The following is an 18,628-nucleotide window of genomic DNA, read 5'->3' on the forward strand; positions in this document are numbered from 1 at the left end:
TGGATATGACAATATGACGGACAATGACAACGTAAGGATCGACAAATGGCTGTGGGCGGCGCGTTTCTTCAAGACGCGCTCGCTGGCGGCGGATGCCGTGGACCGGGGACGCGTGCGGATCGGCGGCGAACCCGTCAAACCTGCCCGCTCGGTCAAAGTCGATGATAAGATTTTCATCGACAACGGTTCGAATCGCTGGGAAGTGGTCGTGCTGGGCCTGTCCGACAAGCGGGGCCCGGCCCCCGTCGCCCAGGCGCTGTACCGCGAGACGGAGGAGAGCATCGTGCGCCGCGAAAACGACCAAGAGGCACGACGCTTGTTCCCCGAACCGGGCAGCACGATCAAGGGCCGCCCGACCAAGCGCGACCGTCGCGCCCTGACCCGCGCCGGCGGCTGACCCGCCCGCCGCGTGTTGCGACCAAGGCACTAGAACGGTGCCTCTAAGTTCCCGTTTGACATTTCACGGCTGGTAGATAATAGTACGAGCGTTCGGATTTTTTCGGTCAGATGAAATCCTCTCTTACGCGAGGCATATTATTAATACGACAGCTAAATCGATGAGCATGCGCAAAGGCGAGATGACGCGGGCCGCCATCCTCGATGTTGCGCTCGAGCTCGCCAGCCGCGACGGTCTCGAAGGCCTGACGATCGGCCTGCTGGCCGACCGCATGAACATGAGCAAATCGGGCGTCTTCGCCCACTTCGGTTCGCGCGAAGACCTGCAGATCGACGTGCTCAAGCTGTACCACCGCCGCTTCGAGCAGGAAGTCTTCTTCCCCAGCCTCAAGGAAGCCCGCGGCCTGCCGCGCCTGGAGGCGATGTTCAACCGCTGGCTCCAGCGCGTGTCGGTCGAGATCGCATCCGGCTGCATCTATATCAGCGGCGCCGTCGAGTACGACGACCGCCCGGGCCCGATCCGCGAAGAACTCGTCGCCATGGTCCGCACGTGGCAGGGCGCCCTGCTGCGCTGCGCGCAACAGGCGATCGAATGCGGCGACCTGAAGGCGGAGACGGATCCCGAGCAACTCGTCTACGAGATGTACGGCCTCGTGCTGGCAGTGCACCACGATGCGCGCTTCCTGCGCATCCCGGGCGCCGTCGACCGCGCGCACCGCGGCTTTGCGCGCCTGATCGAAGATTACCGCAATCCCAATAAGCAAAGCAGCCAGGCGGATACCGTCCGCGCTCAGTAATCCATACCAAATATTTACCTGTCAGGAGAACAACCATGGGTCAGTACGTCGCGCCACTTCGGGATATGCAGTTCGTTCTGCACGAGTTCCTGAACGTCACCGAAGAATTCAAGAACCTGCCGGCGTACCAGGAGATCGACGCCGATATCATCAACCAGGTGCTGGAAGAGGGCGCGAAATTCACGCAGGAAGTGCTGTTCCCGCTGAACCACAGCGGCGACCGCGAAGGCTGCCACTTCGACGCCGCCGCCAAGACCGTCACCACGCCCAAGGGTTTCAAGGAAGCCTATAAACAGTATGTGGAAGGCGGCTGGGCCGCGCTGGCCTGCGATGCGGAATACGGCGGCCAGGGCCTGCCGGTCTCGCTGAACAACTCGTTCTACGAGATGCTGAATTCGTCGAACCAGGCATGGACCATGTACCCGGGCCTGTCGCACGGCGCGTACGAGTGCCTGAAGGAACACGGCACCGACGACCAGAAAAAATTCTACCTGCCGAAGCTCGTCTCGGGCGAATGGACCGGCACGATGTGCCTGACCGAAGCGCACTGCGGCACCGACCTGGGCCTGCTGCGCACGAAGGCCGAACCGCAGGCCGACGGCACCTATAAAATCACCGGCTCGAAGATCTTCATCTCGGCCGGCGAGCACGACATGTCGGAAAACATCGTCCATCTGGTGCTGGCCCGCTTGCCGGACGCGCCGGAAGGCTCGAAAGGCATCTCGCTGTTCCTCGTGCCGAAATTCCTGCCGAACGCCGACGGTTCGATCGGCGCGCGCAACCCGATCTTCTGCGGCGCCATCGAAGAAAAGATGGGCATCCACGGCAACGCCACCTGCCAGATGAACCTGGACGGCGCCATCGGCACCCTGATCGGCCAGCCGCACAAGGGCCTGAACGCGATGTTCGTGTTCATGAACGCGGCTCGCCTGGGCGTCGGCATGCAGTCGCTGGGCCTGACGGAAGTCGCGTACCAGAACGCGCTCGTGTATGCGAAAGACCGCATCCAGATGCGCAGCCTGTCGGGCCCGAAGGCCCCGGACAAGCCGGCCGACCCGATCATCGTCCACCCGGACGTGCGCCGCATGCTGCTGACCGCGAAAGCCTATGCGGAAGGCGCGCGCGCCCTGACGTCGTACGTCGCGCTGCAGATCGACCGCGAACTGAACCACCCGGACGAGGAAGTCCGCAAGGAAGCCGCCGACGAAGTCGCCCTCCTGACCCCGGTCGTGAAGGCCTTCATCACCGACAACGGCTGGATCGCCACGTCGGAAGCGATGCAGGTGTACGGCGGCCACGGCTACATCAGCGAGTGGGGCATGGAGCAGTACGTGCGCGACGCCCGCATCAACATGATCTACGAAGGCACGAACACCGTGCAGTCGCTCGACCTGCTGGGCCGTAAGATCCTGATGGACAACGGCGCCAAGCTGCGCGCCTTCGGCGAGAAGGTCAAGGCGTTCGTCGAAGACAACGGCCTGGACGAGCAGATGTCCGAATTCGTGAGCCCGCTGGGCGAACTGGGCGAGAAGGTCGGCAAGCTGACGATGGAAATCGGCATGAAGGCCTTCCAGAACCAGGACGAAGTGGGCGCCGCCGCCGTGCCTTACCTGCGCGTCGTGGGCCACCTGGTGTTCTCGTACTTCTTCGCGCAGATGGCGAAGATCGCGCTGGCCAAGAAGGATTCGGGCGACAAGTTCTACGAATCGAAACTGGCGACCGCACGCTTCTACTTCGCCCGCCTGTATCCGGAAACCGCGATGCTGATCCGCCAGGCGCGTTCGGGGGCAAGCAACCTGCTGGCGCTGGACGCAGACCTGTTCTAAATACGCACCATCACCACATTAAGGATTACGAGAGATGACTAATTTCATCGTCAAGAAAGTCGCCGTGCTGGGCGCCGGCGTGATGGGCGCGCAGATCGCTGCGCACTGCGTCAACGCCAAGGTCCCGGTCGTGCTGTTCGACCTGCCGGCCAAGGACGGTAACAAGAACGGCATCGTCCTGAAGGCCATCGAGAACCTGAAAAAACTGTCGCCGGCCCCGCTGGGCAACAAGGACGACGCCGCGCTGATCGAAGTCGCCAACTACGAGGACAACCTCGACGTGCTGGCCGGCTGCGACCTGATCATCGAAGCCATCGCCGAGCGCATGGACTGGAAGCACGACCTGTACAAGAAGGTCGCGCCGCACATCGGCGCGAACGCCATCTTCGCGTCGAACACGTCGGGCCTGTCGATCGAAAAGCTGGCCGAAGGCTTCGACGCCGAACTGAAATCGCGCTTCTGCGGCGTGCACTTCTTCAACCCGCCGCGCTACATGCACCTGGTCGAACTGATCCCGACCGCCGCCACGAAGCCGGAGATCCTGGACCAGCTCGAAACGTTCCTGACCTCCACGCTGGGCAAGGGCGTCGTGCGCGCGAAGGACACGCCGAACTTCATCGCTAACCGCGTCGGCATCTTCGGCATGCTGGCCACGATCCACGAAGCCGAGAAGTTCGGCCTGTCCGTGGACGTCGTCGACGACCTGACCGGCGCGAAGCTGGGCCGCGCCAAGTCGGGCACGTTCCGCACGGCGGACGTCGTCGGCCTGGACACGATGGGCCACGTCATCAAGACCATGCAGGACAACCTGAAGGACGACCCGTTCTTCGGCGTGTACAAGACGCCGGACGTGCTGGCCAAGCTGATCGAAAAGGGCGCGCTGGGCCAGAAGACCGGCGCCGGCTTCTATAAAAAGGTCGGCAAGGACATCCTGCGCCTGGACACCGCCACCGGCGAATACGTGCCGGGCGGCGCCAAGGCCGCCGACATCGTCGCGCGTATCCTGAAAGAGAAGGACCCGGTCAAGAAATTCAAGGCGATGCGCGAATCGACCAACCCGCAGGCGCAGTTCCTGTGGGCGATCTTCCGCGACGCCTTCCACTACATCGCCTTCCACCTGGATTCGATCGCCGACAACGCGCGCGACGTGGACTTCGCGATGCGCTGGGGCTTCGGCTGGAGCGTCGGCCCGTTCGAGACGTGGCAGGCCGCCGGCTGGAACACCATCGCCCAGTGGGTCAAGGAAGACATCGAGGCCGGCAAGGCCCTGACCGATGCACCGCTGCCCGCGTGGGTGTTCAGCGCGCCGGTCGCGGAGAAGGGCGTGCACACGCCTGAAGGTTCGTACTCCGTCACGAAGAACGCCTACGTGCCGCGTTCCGACCTGCCGGTCTACAAGCGCCAGCAATTCCGTGCCCCGGTCGTGGGAAGCGGTCGCGACGATCCGAAGACCGCGGGCACCACCGTGTTCGAAGACGACTCCGTGCGCCTGTGGCACTCGGGCGACGAGGTGCTGGTCATCTCGCTGAAGACGAAGATGCACGTGATCGGCGACGGCGTCATCAAGGGCATCCAGCGCGCGCTGGCGGAAGCGGAGAAGGGCTACAAGGGCATCGTGATCTGGAATGCCGATGCGGCGGACGGCGGCCCGTTCTCGGCCGGCGCCGACCTGCAATCGGCCCTGCCGGCCTTCATGGCGGGCGGCGCGAAAGCGATGGACCCGATCGTCAAGGAACTGCAGGACACGTTCATGGCGATGAAATACTCGAACATCCCGGTCGTGGCCGCGGTGGCGGGTCTCGCCTTGGGCGGCGGCTGCGAGATGGCGCTGCACGCGTCGAAGCGCGTCGCCTCGATCGAGTCGTACATCGGCCTCGTGGAAGTGGGCGTCGGCCTGGTGCCGGCCGGCGGCGGCCTGAAGGAAGCGGCAGTGCGCGCGGCCAATGAATCGAAGGGCAACGACATCCTGCAATTCCTCAAGACCGGCTTCACCAACGCGGCCACCGCGCAGGTGTCGAAATCGGCCCTGGAAGCGAAGGCGATGGGCTACCTGAAGGACGACGACGTCATCGTCTTCAACCCGTACGAACTGCTGCACGTGGCGAAGGTCACCGCGCGCTCGATGTTCGATGCCGGCTACCGCGCACCGCTGCGCCGTCCGGTCACCGTCACCGGCCGCTATGGCTGGGGAACGATCCGCGGCCAGCTGGTCAACATGCGCGACGGCGGCTTCATTTCGGCCTACGACTACCACCTGGGCGACACGATCGCGGAGATCGTCTCCGGTGGCGACATCGACCAGGGTAGCGTCGTGTCCGAGCAGTGGCTGCTCGACATGGAACGCCGTGCATTCGTCTCGCTGCTGAACAATCCGAAGACCCAGGAACGCATCATGGGCATGATGCAAAACGGTAAACCGGTACGTAACTGATCGCGGCGCGGACAACAAGGACTACTGACATGAGCAAACAACTTCAAGACGCATACATCGTCGCGGCGACCCGCACCCCGATCGGCAAGGCGCCGCGCGGCTTCTTCAACAAGACCCGTCCGGACGACCTCCTGATCGCCGCGATCAAGGGCGCGATGGCCGCCGTGCCGAACCTGGACCCGGCCGTGATCGTCGACGCCATCGTCGGCTGCTCGTTCCCGGAAGCGGAGCAGGGCTTCAACGTGGCGCGCCAGGCCGTCGTGATGGCCGGCCTGCCGACCACCGTCGGCGGCGTCACCGTCAACCGCTACTGCGCGTCGGGCATCACGGCGCTGGCCATGGCCGCGGACCGCATCCGCGTCGGCGAGGCCGACGTGATGATCGCCGGCGGCGTCGAATCGATGTCGATGGTGCCGATGATGGGCCACCACCCGTCGATCAACATGCGCGTATTCGAGGACGAGAACGTGGGCCTGGCCTACGGCATGGGCCTGACGGCCGAGAAGGTCGCCGCCCAGTGGAAGGTGAGCCGCGAAGACCAGGACGCGTTCGGCCTGGAATCGCACCGCAAGGCCATCGCCGCCCAGCTGGCCGGCTTCTTCAAGGACGAGATCACGCCGGTGGAAATCGTCACCCGCACGCCGGACCTGGCGACGGGCGAGATCAAGGTCAAGCGCCGCACCGTCGACCTGGACGAAGGCCCGCGCGCCGACGCCAGCATGGAAGGCATGGCGAAGCTCAAGCCGGTGTTCGCCGCCAAGGGCAGCGTGACGGCCGCGACGTCGTCGCAGATGTCGGACGGCGCCGGCGCGCTGATCGTCGTCAGCGAAAAGATCCTGCGTGAGCACAACCTGACCCCGCTGGCCAAGTTCTCCTCGTTCGCCGTGCGCGGCGTGCCGCCGGAGATCATGGGCATCGGCCCGAAGGTCGCGATCCCCGCGGCGTGCGCCGCCGCCGGCATCACCCAGGACCAGCTGGACTGGATCGAACTGAACGAGGCCTTCGCGGCACAGGCACTGGCCGTCATCCGCGACCTGAACCTGGACACCAGCAAAGTGAACCCGATGGGCGGCGCGATCGCCCTGGGCCACCCGCTGGGCGCCACCGGTGCGATCCGCGCCGCGACCGTCGTCCACGCCCTGCGCCGCAACAACCTGAAGTACGGCATGGTCACCATGTGCGTCGGCGCCGGCATGGGCGCGGCGGGCATCATCGAACGCGTGTAATCCACACGTCGTAAACGGAAGGGGCGCTGTGGCACAACCGCAGCGCCCTTTTTTATACAACGGAGACACTGAATGGACATCCTGAGCACCACGGCCGACGGCATCCTTACCCTCGAATTCAACCGCCCCGAACGCAAGAACGCGATCACGGGCGCCATGTACACGATGTTGGCCGACGCGCTGCGCGCCGCCGACGCCGACCCGCAGATCCGCGCCATCCTCATCACGGGCAAGCCCGAGATCTTCACGGCCGGTAACGACCTGGAAGACTTCCTGCACAATGTGGGCGAAGGCGCGATGACGGAATCGCGTCCCGTGTTCCAGTTCATGCGCGCGCTGGAAGGCTGCGGCAAGCCCGTGGTCGCGGCCGTCGCCGGCGCCGCCGTCGGCATCGGCACGACCTTGCTGATGCACTGCGACCTCGTCTACTGCGCCGACAACGCCAAGTTCTCGATGCCGTTCTCGCAGCTGGGCCTGTGCCCGGAATTCGCGTCGTCGCTGCTCGTCGCGCAATCGGCCGGCTACACGCGCGCCGCGGAAAAGCTGATGCTGGGCGAACCGTTCGGCGCGCAGGAGGCGTTCGAGATGGGCATCGTGGCGAAAGTGCTGCCGGCCGCCGACCTGCTCGCGTTCGCGCAAGGCCAGGCCGCCAAGCTCGTGAAACTGCCGGCCGCGTCGATCCGCACGACGAAGGCCCTCATGAAGCGTTCGCGCGCGGCGCTGGTGAAAGACACCATCGCGGCGGAGAACGAACGCTTCAGCGCGATGCTGACCGGGGGCGAGGCCAAGGAAGCCTTCACCGCGTTCTTTGAAAAGCGCAAGCCGGACTTCAGCAAGTTCGACTGACCCGCTTCACGCGGGGACCGGTTCCGCGACCGGCCCCGCGGCCGTGTCGCGGACGGCGAAGCCGGCGGCCTCGATCTCCGCGCGCAAGGCATCCGCATCCGCCCATCGCCGTTCCGCGCGGGCCCGCTGGCGCGCGTCGATCAGCGCCAGCACGGCGTCCGGCACGGCGCGCGCTTCCGGGCGCCACGTGTCCAGGCCGAGGCCCAGCGCCTCGTCCAGCCAGGCCAGCGTCGCCTTCTGCACGGCGCCCGGCAGATCGGATTTCAGCACTTCCCATGCCAGCGCCAATGCGCCGGGCGTGTTCAGGTCATCGTTGAGCGCCGCCAGCATCCGTTCCCGCATCGCCGCGTCGAGCGTGCCGCCGGAAGGCAGCTGATGATAGGCCCGCCGCAAGCGCCCGAGCGCCGTCTGCGCCGCCTCCAGCGCCGTCCACGAAAAGACGAGCTTCGAGCGGTAGTGGGCGGTCAACGCGAGGTAGCGGTAGGCCAGCGGATCGAAGCCGCGCGCCAGCAGGCTGTCGAGCCGGATGAAGCTGCCGTCGGACTTGGACATCTTGTCGCTGTCCTGCAGCCGCAGGAAGGCGCCATGCAGCCAGTAGCGTGCCGGCGGATGGCCGTGGCAGGCCTCGTGCTGGGCGATCTCGTTCGAGTGGTGGACCGGCACGTGGTCTTCGCCGCCGACGTGGATGTCGAACAGCGCGCCGAGGTAGCGCGTCGACATCGCGGAGCACTCGATGTGCCAGCCGGGGAAGCCGCCGCCCCACGGACTGTCCCATTCCATCTGGCGCGTCGCGTCGCCGATGAATTTCCAGAGCGCGAAGTCGGTGGGTGCGCGTTTTTCGCCGAGGTCGACGCGATGCCCGGCGCGCAGGCCGGCGATGTCGAGCCGGGCCAGGTGGCCGTAGCGCTCCAGGCGCGCGGTGTCGAAATAGATGCCGTCCGATGTCCGGTAAGTGAAGCCGGCGCGCTCGATGCCGGCGATGAAATCGATCTGTTCGGGAATGTGGTCGGTCGCGCGCGTCCACACGGTCGGCGCCAGGATGCGCAGGCGCTCCAGGTCGCGCAGGAAGGCCTGGGTGTAGTAGGCCGCGATCTCCCACGCCGACCGCCCGGTGCGCCGGCTGCCCTTTTCCATCTTGTCCTCGCCGCTGTCGGCATCGGACGTCAGGTGGCCGACGTCCGTGATGTTGACGACGTGCCGGGCCTCGAAACCGTTCAGCTGGAGCACGCGGCGCAGCGTGTCGCCGAACAGGTAGGTGCGCAGGTTGCCGATGTGGGCGTAGTCGTAGACGGTCGGCCCGCACGCGTACAGGCCGGCGCGGCCGGGTTCCAGGCTCGTGAAAGGGCGCAGCCGCCGCTCGTAGGTGTCGTACAGCGTCAGTTCCATCGGTGCTCCAAAAACGAAAAGGCCACAGGAGACGGTTCTCGCTGTGGCCCATAGAAACTGTGGATGTGAAAATGCAATCGGCAGGCTTCTAGGGCCGCCGGCGACATGCTCCAACGTTGTTCGGGTGTTTATGCATGGGGGCGGTGTAGCATGGTGCTGTAGGCCAGACGAAATCGATGCAACTATCGGCGCCAATACACCGGCACCTGTAGTGCTTCCTTGTCGTTCCACATTTGCACGGTCGCGTACACAGTCGTGCCGTTAGCGTTCACCACGTTGAGCCGATTGGTGAAGTACTTGTACTTCGCTCCAAACCGTGTTTCCGCTATCTTGGCAGCTTGCGCCGCATCCGGACCATGGAGCATGTTGACCAGAATGGCGGTGCCGGCAGTCGCGACCAATACGCCGAGAACAACAGGGATGGTCAAGCGGCTCGGCACCCTCCCATTCGCACGTAGCATTGCTCTGACCGGCTCGCTGTTGAGCCGCCACGCGACCACTGATACTACCGCTGCGGTCACAATGAGCGGCACGAAAAACAAGATGAATTGGCCCGGATACAGGCGAAGCTGCACTTTGGTCAGCTCGAGCGGGGCCAACAGTGCCTGCTGTACAGGCAACGTTACTGCGGGAACGACGGTGAAAACGGCAATCCAGCGTATTGCCGCAATGACCTTGGCGCCCCCGAAATAGAGTAGTAACCCGGCAGCCAGCAACATGACATCGAGCTTGATCTGCCCAGGAGGCGCAGTGTACTGGCCGTAGATCAGTTCCAGAATCCCGAAGACGATCAGCACGTGGGCGGCGGACCGGACCTGCGGCTGGTTGCGGGCAGGGGCGTCGACGGCAGCGCCTGGATTGTCTTGCATCGAGGTGGCCTGCTAGAACGACTATGGGCCGTTAGCGACCACGGCCGGAGGCGAGGCTGTGGTCCGTCCCACACTGATGTCGCCGGTATACGCATCCTTCAGACCGGATTCCCGGACCACGAAGACATTGTCGTTCGCCTGCACTGGCACAGAATGAATCCCACATGTCTCCGTACAGCTCCAGGCACTTCCGCCCGTCGAGCTCAGATTGAATGTCGCAGGGTTCAAGTCAGTGATATGGGTAGGAATTGGTGCCGGAAGCTCGGGGGGAAACCATTCTGGCTTCACTTTCATATTGTGAACATTGCCAGTCAAGGTCAGTATGAGTGACTCAGGGCGGGCACTGTATTCGGCGCGAATCTTGGCGGCCATTTTTCCGTCATTGTTGATGTGCCAGTCTCTCCCGCTACCCTGCATGGCGAAGATCGATATCGGATACCCCGCTTGCCCCAACCGGCGGAAGCCTTCGATCATCTCGACCATGGCCAGGCTCGCGCGTCCGTCCTCGCCGAGTTTCCAAAAATCGGCCTGCAGGAGCGACGCTCGCGCCGACTGGTCACCCGTCGAACGCATATATGCCTTTAGCGACTCGCTCAGGTCAACAGGCATTTCGAGGCCCACGGCGACGCTCATGCCTTTGCTGAGTGCGCTGCAGACGACACGCAGAAACGTCTCTGGCATTTCCTTCGTCCCGTGCCCCTCGCCAAACATAACCACTCGGTGACTGCGCAGGTATGGGGCGAGACCCTTGATCTCGGTGCAATTCATACCAGAAGGAATGCTTTTCGCCAGGGCGGGGAATGACGGCAAGGTTATTGTCATCACCAATAAAATAGCGGCTAGTCGGATACGGTTCATGCTGGAAATTAGCTGTATTGATAAATGGATGTGCCCACTGACACAGGTTTTTTTGTTAGGAGTTCTAAATCGCGACAGTCCGTATATGGATTCGTCCGGCGTTTGCAAACAATCTGTCTTCAGGGCGCGAGGTTTTGATCTTCTCGTAATCTGTTCTGTTCCACTTAGGCATGACGGTGCCGAAAGGTTGGTTGTTGCCCGACGGCGGCCGGAAGCTGTCGACCAATACGGACCTTTCACCGATGGGTTTACGGTTGCAGAAACTTCGCCAGAAGAAGCGCGAACGGGCTGACCAGTAACGCCGCAGTCATCCAACGCAATCCTAGAGCTACTCGCGAGCGGCTTTGAGGGTTTGCTCGTACTAAATCCCATGACCAAGCTGCACTTGTGCCCGCGACCGCTGCCGTAAAGATGAAACTCAGAGCGAGCGGACCGATCATACTGAGCGGATCCATTATCGGGATGATTGCTCGGTGACCGGGTGTCCAGGTCAAGATCCCCAATAGCCACACGACAAGGAACGCCAAAGGAACCACCCCTGCGCACATCAGCACGTTGGCTATTACGAGCTTGGTGCGTGTCGACATACTTGTTCCTTATTCGGGTTTGCCATAACGTCCGTTCCTGGTCGCATACGGTCCTTGGCAGACGGCCAGTGTAATGACATAGTCGCATAGCATGCAAGAAAAGGCTTCCGGACAGCCACTTTAGCGTGCGAAAGTATGGATTGCGTGCGCCCAGGTCGGACGAGGTAGGCTAACCCATGACAGTCCGGATTCGCCCCATTTCGGTCATTCGATAGCATTGGATTGGGCAGCGGGCTTGGCGTATTGTCGCTGCGCAGTGCGATTGCAAATTTACTTGCCGTTCCGTAAGGCTTTCGCCCATGCAGGGGCCTCCTCGGCAAGGTCGCGATAGCAATCCAGACTGGCTAGTTGTCGGCCACTTGCGATCTCGACCAGCCTGCATGCCATGTTGAAGTGCAACGATCCAGTCTCGTAGGCGACCTGTTTTCCGTTTTCCCAAAACATCCATCTCCATACAAACGGATCTCCTTGGATTCGACGGATAACATGCTTTCGCTGGGCGATAACCAAGTTGGCCGGGGAGCTCTGACCGTCCGCCAAAGGGTATCTCTCTGTCCAACCTTCAAAGCCATTCGGCCCCACGCGGTGCACTGATTCGATGGGCTTGTCTGCCCGCGATGCCTGAGCCAATGCAGCGCCTGCCAACAGGAGCATGCTGATCACGGCGAGCCTTCTGCCTGTTGATTGCATGATTGATGAGAGTGGTTTGGATTGGTTCAGTCTAGCTGATGTTCAGTCGCTAGACGCAACGAAAGTGATACCAGAACGGCCGCTCTTGGCCGAACCCGGCCGTTCGACTCAGCATAGCAGGTTGCCGAACTGGAAAAGTCGCGAACTGTCACGACAGGCCGGAACCGACCCTAAGCGGAAGTTCGCCTGACGATCATGCCTGGCGCTAGATGCCATCAGTCGAAGGCCATACCATCGTTTGAACCGTAATCTGCGGATGGCTTGCCAATGGTTCGTATTCCTCAATAAAAGAAAAACCTTGTTTGAGATAGAAGTTGGCGGCTCTTTCATTGGTAGGGGAAACATCCAGAAAGACGCGGCGATGCCCCTTCTGTAAAGCGCGAGCTTTGACTACCTCAACCAGACGAGAAGCAATTCCTGAGCCTCGACTCTGCGGCTCGACCCACATACCGATCATGTTATAGCGGTGCCTACCGCTGATTGCACCACCTATCATTCCAACCGGCTCGCCATCCATAAACGCTAACCAGAACTCTGGCCCGTCCTTAGCCGACGCTCGCTCTTTCCACTGCTCGTCGGTGTATTGAGTGGCTGTCTGATGACTGACTCCAAATGCTGTCGGTGCGTCAGAGAGCGCTGCTAGCCGGACTTGCTTCAACAGCATCCAGTCTTTCTCATCAGTGATTCGAATTTGCATCACATCCTTCAAAATTGCTGATCTACAAACCGTAGGAAGATGACATCGGGACAACATTCATAATGTCGATAACGACCGCTTCTGGCCGGTCTCGGCCGTTCGGCTCAGCATAGCAGGTCGTTGATCTGCAATGATCACGGACTGTCACGACCGGCGGAACCGACCCGAAGCGGACCTAACGAAGTGATTCGATCCATGCCTATGATGCCCAACAGGTCTTGTCCGGCAACTGTCCTTCCTTCCAATGCCGGACCACCTTAACCGCGGCGCGTTGAAACCTGCGTCCGTGCACATCACCCGGTGCCGCGATGACTTCCGTTACATCACCTGACGCTTTGTCGAGTCTAAGCCCGCCCTTTCCGGCTTCCGTATCTGAAAACTCGTAGATAGCTTCATCGGCGGTTTCGGAGATCTTGACAATTTCTATGTAAAAGGCCATGAAGTGTGCTGGTCATTGGTCGAAAGGGTACGGCTAGCGAACGTCTGCCCCTGGCCGGTCACGGCCGGTCAGCTCAGCATAACAGGTTGCCAAGCTGGAAAAATCACCAAACGTCTCGAACGGCCGAGTCCGACCCGAAGCGGACATTAAAACTAGTTGCGAAGCCCTGGTTCCGAGTCTCCCGGGGCTTGCCGGATAGAACTGAGGAACGCAGAAAGGGAAGGCGAAACGACCTCTATGTCGTAGTCACCGCTTGCGCGTTCGTGGTCCCACCAAACGACTTGACCAGAGTGCGGGCCGTCGACATAAAGGCAAAAAAGATTACCAGCTTGATCGGAAGCGATCGGGACTGCAAATCGTGGCAATACGTCAGATACTAACCGGCACATCTCGTCGAGTTGAACGTATTTAGGACCGTCGCCCAGCTCGAAGAAATCCAGAACATCCCATACGTCATCACGGAAGGGAACAACTGGAGGTACATCGTATTTAGGCACGCCATTTTCGAGTAACTCAATGTAGTCCCGAGGCAAGGTAGAACCGATAGCATGTTCTACATTCCTGAGGCGGTTTGAGAACGTCTGCTCAGGTTCACCTATCATTTGTTTACTCTTTCCTACGTTGAACTCGTCGAACGATGTCCGCTTTTGGCCGAACTCGGCCGTTCAGCTCAGGATAGCAGGTCGCTCTCGAGGAAAACTCTCCGATTGTTACGACAGGCAGCCCCCGATCCTGAGCAGACATACCGGTACCGCTTTTTGCCTTCGCATCAAACGTCGCCCCCCTCGTGCGCCGCGTGCTGGCACGAGCATCCAAAACAAGAACGCAAGGCCCAGCCCTGGCCGGGAGATCATGCGGACCTATCGTTATCGCTATCGACAAGAGAGCTCTAGCCATTGAACCGATCGGTGGGGTTTCCTTATGCGTTGGTCATCAGTTTGCAGCGCGAGGCGGTTGGTCGCGAGCCCCCGCTGGGCGACCATATCGACCACGGCCTTGTTGAGTCGCCAATCCGCTACAAGCGGCCCCATCGGTGCGACATGTTCAATATCCTGGTGCTAGCGTGGCATCCTCTAGACAGATTGGAGGTCGCCATGAGACCCGTTCGCAGCGCGCTTGCCATGACCCTTGCCGCCGCCCTGGCAGCACCCGCATGCGCTCAAACCACCGCCACGCTGACAACGACCGGCACGCTGTCGGGCGGGTATGACGGCATCGGCCTGTTCCTTGCCCCCGACACCAGCCTCGCCGGAATGCCGTTTACCCTGTCGCTGACGCTCGACTTGACGCGGATGTCGGGTAGCCGGGTCGGCGGCGAGAACTGGGTCGACAACGGCGGGCACGGCCATCCGATGCTCGCAACCGGTGAACTCACCATTGCCGGCCGTTCCTATTCCTGGCTGATCGACGACGGTAGCGCCTCGGCCGGACTGTCCAGCAACCGGAATTCGGCCGGGATGAGCACCAGCGGCAAGAATATGCTGGACTCGAACGACATCTGGATGAGCGAATACATCCAGCCTGACGCCAGTTCGCCGCGTTTCGTCTACGGCACCGATTTCGCCCAGACCATCGCCTTCGATGGCTACACGCTCGCGCCTTCGTATTCGACGGGCTTGTACTTCGAGACCACGATGCCCTACATCCCGTGCAACCAGTGCCCGGGCATGAGCGGCCCGGCGGTATTTTCCACTTACCTGGAAGCGGTCAACCCGCGCGCCGTCTGGACCGCCAGCCCGGTGCCCGAGCCCGCAGCCTACGGCATGTTGGCGGCTGGCCTGGGTGTTGTCGGCCTTGCCCGCCGGCGCAGGAGCGTGCTGCGGGCACCTGCCTGAGCCTGTCGAATGACGCACCAGGGAGAGCGAACATGAAAACAAGCATGCACCAACTGGCGGCAGTCGCAATCGTGTCGATCGCCGCGTCCTCGGCGCAGGCCGGCACCGTGACCCTGGCCACGACCGGCACGGTCGCCGCAGGCATCGACGAAATCGGGCTGTTCGGTAACCGCGGCGGGCTGCTCGACGGGCAGGTGTTCTCGCTGTCGATTTCGATCGACACCGATGGCCTGGTACCGCAAGCCTCGACCTGGGGCGCCGCCGGCACCATCAACGAGGCCATCCAGGATCCGTTGCGTCCTACCCGGGTGACAGGCGCCGTCAGCGTAGGAGGACACCGCTATACGTGGACCGTCACCGACGCCCAGCTCGCGCACATTACGCTTGCCGCCGCGGGCGCAGGCAGCCAGGATCGGCCCGACATCGCCTCGATCGGCGGCTACGGCATCGCCGGGAGCGGGACGCGCGTGAGCGCCAGCAGCGAGCTGCACACGTCAAGCAAGGGCAACCAGCCGTTCATCGGCGCCACCGACTTCGATCAGCAGCGCAGCTTCGACACACAGCAGAACCTGTTACTGTCCAGCTCCTTGTTCCATGCGTCGCTTGGGCCGGGAGAAGGGAGCAACGCGGGCGCGACTACGTTGCTTACCTACTTCACCTCGGCAGACCGCCTCGGTTCGGCCACCTGGAGCTACGTCAGCCCGGTCCCCGAGCCAAACCAGGCATGGATGCTCTTGGCGGGCGCTGGCGTGGTTGCCTGGTACAGGCGTCGTACTTCGGCAAGGCGAAACGCGAACTGCCGCCTTCCAGCAGGCACGCGCTGTTAGTAGATATCCGACACCACGCCATGCTATGCTCAACCCATGCATAGCAAGCACATCGTACTCCGCGCGATCGCGGCCATCTCGCTGGCCGCAGCCGCCCTCGGCAGCGCCTCCGCCGCTACCCTGTCCGTCGGCCCCGGCATGGCCTTTTCCGCACCGTGCGCCGCCATCGCCGCAGCCCGGGATGGCGACACCATCGACATTGCGGGTAACACCACGTACAGTGGCGACGCCTGCAGCATCAACCGCAACAACCTGACCATCCGCGGCGTCAACGGCCGTCCGAAGATCGACGCGGCCGGAAAGAATGCCGCCGACAAGGGTATCTGGGTGGTCAACGGCAACAACCTCACCGTGGACAACGTCGAGATGGTCGGTGCCAAGGTAATGGATGCCAACGGCGCCGCCCTCCGCCTCCAGGGCACCAATTTTACGTTGCGCCATGCGTTCATTCACGACAACGAGAACGGCATCCTGGCCAACGCCAACGCGGATAGTGACATCCTGATCGAGTATAGCGAGTTCGGCCACAATGGCGGCGGCACGGGCCAGACCCACAACCTGTATATCGGCAAGGTCAAGAGCCTGACGTTCCGCTACAGCTATTCGCACGATGCGAACGTCGGCCACAACCTGAAGTCGCGTGCGATGACGAACACGATCGTCTACAACCGTTTCTCGAGCACGAATCCAGGCGAAAAGGGCAGCACAGTCGCGGGCCAGCCAAGCTACGAGATCGACCTCCCGAACGCGGGTACCTCCTACGTCATCGGCAACATCATTCAGCAACCGGCCGCCAATCAGAATCCGACCATCGTGGCTTACGGTGAGGAAGGTGCGACCAATCCGGGCCACGACTTATACTTCGTCAATAATACGGTGGTGAACGACTTCGCCGGCGGGACGTTCCTGTTCGTTAGCGGCAAGGTGTCGACACCAGCACTCGTCCAGAACAATATTTTCGTCGGCGACGGTACGCTCTGCAGCCAGGCCGCTGCAGTACGGAAGAACAATTACCGCACGTTCGCGACGGACATCGTCGACCGCTCGACCGGCAGCTTGCGGCGATTTGCCAGCGCGCTCGTGATCGGCGCAGGCACCGATCCGGGCAAGTCGGCCTCCGGCGTGTCGCTGGCGCCGACCGGGCAGTACAAGGACGTCGCGTCAGGCGAGGAGCGTCCCATGGCCGGCGCCCCGGACCTCGGCGCCCATGAGGTACCGCGCGCCGCGGCAAGCGCGAAAGCGGTCACCTGGACCGAATGTGCCGTCGAGGGCAAGGTCTGCAGGTTCAGCGGCACGCATGAAGTGCGTTTCGGCACCCGGGACGTGTACACGTCGAAGATCGTGACCGCGTCCACGCACTGCACGGTTGCCGCGTTCGGCGACCCGGCGCATGGCCGCGCGAAGACCTGCAGCTATGCCGACGTTCCCGCCGTGGCGCCGGCCGCGCGGCCGCACACCGCCGCAGCAAGCGGCTGGACGCCTTGCGCGGGTGAGGGCGCCATCTGCCAGCTCAGCGGCACCAATCGCGTGCGTTACGGTACCGAAACCGAAAACGTGACCAAGGTGCTCACAGGTTCCGTGACGTGCTCGAACGCCACCTTCGGCGACCCGGCCCATGGTTTTCTCAAGACCTGCAGTTTTCGAGCCGGACGGTGAGTGCGCTGGATTCGTGGGCTAGACGGTGCCGCAAAATAATACGCTGGGCTGGGCTGGGCTGGGCTGGAAAAGTCGCGGGCTGTCGCGACAGGCTGCTGCCGGCCCGCTGCGGACGGTTGAGTAGTGATCTACAGATCGGCCTGTCGCATCACGTTTACCCCTGGGCCCACACCGGAAGCAGGACTTGAGTTCCCGAGCTCGATACCTGTGTTCAAATCCCAAATCGTCGGCTTGCGCGCGGCCTAGCTCATCTGCGGCCTTGAGCAAGAAATTTGCGACTATCCGTAGTTCCTCCTGCGTCCTATGAAACTTCACATCGGAAATCGTCACAGCGAGAATTCCGCCTTCGGTGTCGCGTTCTTCGGGCAATCCAGCTCTTGCGCATGCAAATTTCTCCGGTGCTAAATAGGCGCTTGTGGCCGTTGTCCGCCATCACGTGCGCCACAATAGAACGATCAGTGTAAATACGAATGCGGCAAACCAAAGGATAAAGAACGTTTCGCGCTGAGACGTCTGCTTATGCCAACCAAACGATGCGCCCCAGTTCCATGGAATAACGTAAAGCAACGCAATGAATGCTTTTCGAATCGTTCCATGCGCATTATTCCCCAGGAAATACATAAGAACGCTCGCTACGAACGTCGGTATCGAAAACAAAGTTAATACCCAAATCAATTCAGGTCTCCGTAATGAAGGCCCGCTCGTGGCCGGTTTCGGCCTGCGGTCTGAATGGCCGAGTTCGACCCATGCCGGACGTTGGAGCGCTTGCTTGTAAGTCGGAAGATCAAATATTCAGGTTTGACCGAGTTGCAGTCGCGCCGATTGCCACTCGGACCAGGCCGCCTCTGCAACAATGTCCGGGTAACCGCGTTTCGCTTCCATCATTGCAGCTTTCGAAGCTGGCATCGTCATGCAAACCGCTTTGTCACGAATGACAATGGCTTCAGCCTCTGTCAATGGCCTGCCCACCGTCTTTTCGGCATGACGAAGAACCGTCACAAGCGCGGGGATGAAAACCAAGCAGAGAGGGTCTTCAGGTGGGGACGGCGGTCCTTGCCGCTTTTTGAGCATTCCAAATATTTAAAGGTAGAAAAGCAAAAAGAATAATCAATCAAAATTCCCGCAATGACCGCCACTGGCCGACCTCGGCCGTTCGGCTCAGCATAACATGTTGCTGGACCGGAAAAGTCACGGACGGTCACGACGGGCAGGGACCGGCCCGAAGCGTCGCTTTTACGCTGAGCGCAACCGTCTTCGTCGAT

General features: G+C 61.9%; 16 protein-coding genes. 9 read left to right on the plus strand and 7 right to left on the minus strand.

Annotation, left to right across the window (positions count from 1 at the left end):
• Nucleotides 1–13 precede the first annotated feature (13 nt).
• The 6 genes from ISF28_RS26220 (at nt 14) to ISF28_RS26245 (ending at nt 7,522) form a co-directional block, all read left to right on the plus strand.
• Nucleotides 14–397, plus strand: a complete 384-nt coding sequence (locus tag ISF28_RS26220; RefSeq protein ID WP_198120128.1) for an RNA-binding S4 domain-containing protein — start codon at nt 14–16, stop codon at nt 395–397.
• Nucleotides 398–563: 166 nt separating this feature from the next.
• A complete protein-coding gene (locus ISF28_RS26225) occupies nt 564–1,193 on the plus strand; it encodes a TetR/AcrR family transcriptional regulator (RefSeq protein WP_198120216.1) in 630 nt (209 codons plus the stop codon).
• A gap of 35 nt (nt 1,194–1,228) precedes the next feature.
• Complete coding sequence (locus tag ISF28_RS26230; RefSeq protein ID WP_198120129.1) at nt 1,229–3,019, plus strand: acyl-CoA dehydrogenase C-terminal domain-containing protein; 1,791 nt, start codon at nt 1,229–1,231, stop codon at nt 3,017–3,019.
• Nucleotides 3,020–3,053: 34 nt separating this feature from the next.
• Entirely contained in the window at nt 3,054–5,450 is a 2,397-nt protein-coding gene (locus ISF28_RS26235; RefSeq protein WP_198120130.1) for a 3-hydroxyacyl-CoA dehydrogenase/enoyl-CoA hydratase family protein, read from the plus strand.
• Nucleotides 5,451–5,479: 29 nt separating this feature from the next.
• Entirely contained in the window at nt 5,480–6,676 is a 1,197-nt protein-coding gene (locus tag ISF28_RS26240) for an acetyl-CoA C-acyltransferase (protein ID WP_198120131.1), read from the plus strand.
• A 72-nt stretch (nt 6,677–6,748) separates the two neighbouring features.
• Nucleotides 6,749–7,522 carry an enoyl-CoA hydratase gene (locus ISF28_RS26245; RefSeq protein ID WP_198120132.1) on the plus strand — a complete coding sequence of 258 codons (774 nt, stop codon included), beginning with the start codon at nt 6,749–6,751 and terminating at the stop codon, nt 7,520–7,522.
• A gap of 6 nt (nt 7,523–7,528) precedes the next feature.
• Here ISF28_RS26245 and cysS read toward each other — a convergent pair whose 3' ends face one another.
• The 6 genes from cysS to ISF28_RS31315 form a co-directional block, all read right to left on the minus strand.
• Nucleotides 7,529–8,908, minus strand: coding sequence for a cysteine--tRNA ligase (cysS, locus tag ISF28_RS26250; RefSeq protein WP_198120133.1), 1,380 nt, complete (start codon nt 8,906–8,908; stop codon nt 7,529–7,531).
• A gap of 182 nt (nt 8,909–9,090) precedes the next feature.
• Complete coding sequence (locus tag ISF28_RS26255) at nt 9,091–9,777, minus strand: hypothetical protein (RefSeq protein WP_198120134.1); 687 nt, start codon at nt 9,775–9,777, stop codon at nt 9,091–9,093.
• A gap of 21 nt (nt 9,778–9,798) precedes the next feature.
• Complete coding sequence (locus ISF28_RS26260) at nt 9,799–10,635, minus strand: hypothetical protein (RefSeq protein WP_198120135.1); 837 nt, start codon at nt 10,633–10,635, stop codon at nt 9,799–9,801.
• A gap of 1,482 nt (nt 10,636–12,117) precedes the next feature.
• Nucleotides 12,118–12,609, minus strand: coding sequence for a GNAT family N-acetyltransferase (locus ISF28_RS26265; RefSeq protein ID WP_198120136.1), 492 nt, complete (start codon nt 12,607–12,609; stop codon nt 12,118–12,120).
• A gap of 199 nt (nt 12,610–12,808) precedes the next feature.
• Nucleotides 12,809–13,048, minus strand: coding sequence for a hypothetical protein (locus ISF28_RS26270; RefSeq protein WP_198120137.1), 240 nt, complete (start codon nt 13,046–13,048; stop codon nt 12,809–12,811).
• 152 nt (nt 13,049–13,200) lie between these two features.
• Entirely contained in the window at nt 13,201–13,650 is a 450-nt protein-coding gene (locus ISF28_RS31315; RefSeq protein ID WP_198120138.1) for an SMI1/KNR4 family protein, read from the minus strand.
• A 492-nt stretch (nt 13,651–14,142) separates the two neighbouring features.
• Here ISF28_RS31315 and ISF28_RS26280 point away from each other — a divergent pair, with 492 nt between their 5' ends.
• The 3 genes from ISF28_RS26280 to ISF28_RS26290 are packed head-to-tail and all read left to right on the plus strand — an operon-like array spanning nt 14,143 to nt 17,366.
• Nucleotides 14,143–14,883: a PEP-CTERM sorting domain-containing protein gene (locus ISF28_RS26280; RefSeq protein WP_229519404.1), complete on the plus strand. Its 741-nt coding sequence runs from the start codon at nt 14,143–14,145 to the stop codon at nt 14,881–14,883.
• Between the two features lie 32 nt (nt 14,884–14,915).
• Nucleotides 14,916–15,710, plus strand: coding sequence for a PEP-CTERM sorting domain-containing protein (locus ISF28_RS26285; RefSeq protein WP_198120139.1), 795 nt, complete (start codon nt 14,916–14,918; stop codon nt 15,708–15,710).
• Nucleotides 15,711–15,746: 36 nt separating this feature from the next.
• The gene (locus ISF28_RS26290; RefSeq protein WP_198120140.1) at nt 15,747–17,366 is read left to right on the plus strand and encodes a right-handed parallel beta-helix repeat-containing protein; all 1,620 of its coding nucleotides are present in this window, start codon (nt 15,747–15,749) and stop codon (nt 17,364–17,366) included.
• A gap of 792 nt (nt 17,367–18,158) precedes the next feature.
• Here ISF28_RS26290 and ISF28_RS26295 read toward each other — a convergent pair.
• Entirely contained in the window at nt 18,159–18,386 is a 228-nt protein-coding gene (locus ISF28_RS26295; RefSeq protein ID WP_229519405.1) for a hypothetical protein, read from the minus strand.
• Between the last annotated feature and the right edge of the window lie 242 nt (nt 18,387–18,628).

It is taken from the genome of Massilia rhizosphaerae, assembly GCF_016093545.1.
GTDB classification, from domain to species: Bacteria; Pseudomonadota; Gammaproteobacteria; order Burkholderiales; family Burkholderiaceae_D; genus Telluria; species Telluria rhizosphaerae.